The sequence below is a fragment of the Hymenobacter sp. genome, from assembly GCF_035709525.1.
In the GTDB taxonomy this organism is placed as follows: Bacteria; Bacteroidota; Bacteroidia; order Cytophagales; family Hymenobacteraceae; genus Hymenobacter.
In genome coordinates this window covers 1-3,544 of record NZ_DASTEP010000199.1, presented here as the reverse complement: position 1 = coordinate 3,544, position 3,544 = coordinate 1, and the positions used below count along the sequence as shown (strand labels likewise).

Annotated in this window: 3 protein-coding genes; 1 reads left to right on the top strand and 2 read right to left on the bottom strand. The window is 63.3% G+C overall.

Annotation, left to right across the window (positions count from 1 at the left end):
• Positions 1 to 170: 170 nt before the first annotated feature.
• Positions 171 to 356, top strand: coding sequence for a hypothetical protein (locus tag VFO93_RS17670; RefSeq protein ID WP_325135706.1), 186 nt, complete (start codon positions 171 to 173; stop codon positions 354 to 356).
• Between the two features lie 66 nt (positions 357 to 422).
• Here VFO93_RS17670 and VFO93_RS17665 read toward each other — a convergent pair whose 3' ends face one another.
• The gene (locus tag VFO93_RS17665; protein WP_325135705.1) at positions 423 to 2,594 is read right to left on the bottom strand and encodes an FUSC family membrane protein; all 2,172 of its coding nucleotides are present in this window, start codon (positions 2,592 to 2,594) and stop codon (positions 423 to 425) included.
• Between the two features lie 136 nt (positions 2,595 to 2,730).
• Positions 2,731 to 3,480, bottom strand: a complete 750-nt coding sequence (locus VFO93_RS17660) for an ABC transporter permease (protein ID WP_325135704.1) — start codon at positions 3,478 to 3,480, stop codon at positions 2,731 to 2,733.
• Positions 3,481 to 3,544 lie beyond the last annotated feature (64 nt).

Below are 3,544 nucleotides of genomic sequence, written 5' to 3'. Positions count from 1 at the left end.
TGACGCAAGACACCAACTTTTGCGTCTCTACCCCGTCAAACTACGGGCGAAGATAGAGCCGCCTGCGACAGCGAGTGGTAAGCTGCGCGTTAACTACCCACACCTACCCCGCGTACCCAAACCAAGCCGCCCGGCCGGGCGGCATTTGTTTCACTTAGCCAGTTACAGCCATGTCTCAGGGAGATAAGTCGAAGTACACCGACAAGCAAAAGCGCCAGGCCGAACACATCGAAGAAAGCTACGAGAAAAAAGGCGTGCCCGAAGAAGAGGCCGAAGCCCGTGCCTGGGCCACCGTGAACAAGCAGGACGGCGGTGGCAAGAAGCCCGGCGGCGCAGGCCGCAAAAAGAGCGAGTAACTTCCGTAGGCTGGCGAGCGCGGCGCAGCCGACTAGCCGGGCTCGCCAGCCAAGACTGGCGGTTCGCTATTTCGCCGTTAGCGTTTCTGTTACCTTGCCCAGGTCGGTACTTACTTTCTGCAAAAAGCTGAGTTGCTCCAGCAGCGGGCGGTCGGCGGGAGCGGCGGGCACGGGCGAGCGCACCTCGGGCGCGGCGGGCTCGTCGGCGGGGGCGCTGGGGTCGAGGCGGCCGAGGCTGCGCGTGAGGGCCGCCAGGGCACTCGTGAGCAGGCGGCGGCTTTCGGGCGAGGGCAGCGGGTTGGCGGTGGCCGTGTCTTGCCAGGTAGTAGTGAGGGCCGCGATATTGGACGACAAAATGTGATTCAGCACCACAAACTGGTGGGTTTCGGTGGGGTGGCGGTACTTGCGCTTGGGCTCGGACAGCATGCGCTGGAAGGCTGCCGCCAGGTTGGCCGAGGCCACGTACACGTCTTTGCGGCGCAGGCGGTAGGCGGTGGCGGGCACGGTGCGGCCGGCCAAGCGGTCGGCCAGCTGGCGCAGGTAGGCAAGGTTAGCGCGTAGCGTGGCGGCCATCAGGTCGGGCAGCTGCTCGCTTTCCCAGCTCGGGAAAAGCAGATAACCCACGCTGAGCGCGATGGCGCAGCCCAGCAGCGTATCGGTCACGCGCTCTTCGATAATACCCACGTAGCCCGAACCCAAGAACGTGAACATAATGAGCAGGTACGCCGTCAGGAATATCACCGTCACGAGATACTTGGTGCGCTGAAAGCTGTAGGCAATCACCATAAAAACCACCAGAATACCAAAGCGCACATCGTTGCTCTCCACTATTTTGAGAATAATCGCGCCCAGCAAACCGCCGCCCAGCGTGCCCACGATGCGCTCGGTATTGCGCTGGCGCGTGAGGCTGAAACCGGGCTTGAGCATGATGGTGACAGTCATCAAGACCCAATAATTGTGCTGGCCGTGCCAGAATATCTCGGCCAGCACGAAGGCGATAAGGCAAGCCACGGCCATGCGAACCGCGTGCCGGAACACCGACGATTTCAGGGTCAGGTTTTCGGTGAACGCCTTGAATTGCAGCTCCTGGCGGGCCACGAACTGCACGTGCGAGGCCGCCCGGCCGGGCTCGGTGGGCTGCTCGGCCAGCTGGCTTTCGTCGAAATAGCGGCGCAGGCTGGCGGTGCGGCGGATGAGGTCGCGCAGATTCACCAATATTTTGCGCAGGATGCGGGGGTGCGCGCCGGTAGCCGCATCGGTGGGCAGGGCCGCGATGCGCGCTTGCAGGCGGTCCCACTCGGCGGTGCGGTCGGGCGGCGGGCTGCCGAAGGCGCGGTTGGCCATGATGGCACTGCCCAGGTAGTCGAGGTCGGTGGCGAGGCGCGTGATGAGGGCCGCGATGTCGCCGAGCACACCGGTGTGCCCAAAATCGCGCCGCAGGGCCGCGTAGTCGTAGTGCCCGGCCGTGATGTGCTCGTACAGGTCCACGGCCTCCACGAAGGTGAGCACCAGCCGGCGGCTGGCACTGGTACTTTCGCTCACGAGCTGCCGCGAGCGGAAAATGACTTCGCGCACGGCCTCCTGCTTTTCGTTTACCGTGACTTGCTGGGCCACCAGGCGGCGGTAGTCTTCTTCTAAATCAGTGGATTGCTGATAAAAAGTGGCCTTCAATTCCAGAAAGCCGGCCAGCGCGTGCAGGCACTCGCCCAGCGCCTGCTGGGCCGCCCGGTAGGGCAGCACCTGCTGCTGCAACAGCGCCAGGAGCAAGTACCAGGCCCCGCCCAGCCCCAGCAGCAGCCCGTGGGGCAGCACCTGCGCCGGCCCGATGGGGTGCGCCAGCGTCAACACCATTGCCAGCAGCGTGGCCGAGCCCACCGCGCCCGCCCGCGCGCCCCAGACAAGCAGCATGGTCAGGGCAAAGGCCAGACCGACTACCTCCAGCCCCAGCAGCACGCGGTAGGGCGCGACCAGATTAGTCAGAATCGACACCACGAACACCAGCCCCAGACTAGCCAGCATGCCATTGCGCTTGTGCCTGGCGGGGCCGGGCGTGTCGGTGACGCTCACGCACACCGCGCCGGTCGAGATGGTGACGCCGGTGGCCAGGTCGCCCCACTGCGCGCCTACCAGCGCGGGCAGCAAAATGGCCAGCGTGGTGCGCAGCCCATCGGAGAAGTGCTGGCTAAAGAAAAAGTAAGCTAAATCGCGGCGGGTGACGTGCGGAAGCGGGGCGTGCATGGCTGCCGCAAAGTACGGCCCGCGCCCGGCGGAGTTTAGCAGTAGGGTAAGCTTTAGCTTGCCAGCGGGCGAGTGCGTAAGCGAACGCCAACGGGCGCGGCTGCTCGCTGCGCTCGCTGGCAAGCTAAAGCTTACCCTACAGCAGAATGGCGGCCAGTGTGTAGTCGGCCAGCAGAATGGCGATGATGGAATTGGTAACGGCCGACGTGCCAGCCGCACCTACTTCGAGCGCGCCACCGCGCACGGAGTAGCCTTTGTAGGCCGAGGTAGCGGTGACCAGAAACGAGAAAACCACTGATTTTATCAGGGCAAACAAGATGGTATAAGGCTTGAAATCAAACCGAATGCCCTCTATATAATCGGCCCCCGGCATGATGCCCGCCGCCTGCGAGGCCACGTAGCCGCCCAGGATGCTCAGGTTCATGGCCAGAATCACGAGCAGCGGAAATACGAACAGGGCCGCCAGCACGCGCGGCAGCACCAGGTAGGAGGCCGAATTGATGCCCATCGCGTCGATGGCCGAAATCTGGTCGGTAATCCGCATGGTGCCCAGTACGCCCGCAATGGACGAGCCCACCTTACCAGCCAGCACGATGCTCGTAATGGTGGGCGCGAGCTCCAATACCGTCATTTCGCGCACCATGTAGCCTACCATCGACTGCGGAATGAGCGGATTGACGAGGTTGTAGGCGATTTGGACGCAGGTAACGGCTCCAATGAAGGTGGCCACCAGCGACACGATAAACACCGAGTCGGTGCCGATAAGCACGGCCTCTTCCATGGTGCGCTTCCAGATAACGGCGGGGCGCTCGGGCCGCGTCACCATCTCCGTCATTAATAATACGAAGCGGCCAAAAGCCGAAACCGGCCGGGGATAACGATACATCTACTTTTATAAAACTTACGCCGCAAAGGTACGGCCGGCATAAGCCAGAGAGGCGGCCGGGGCC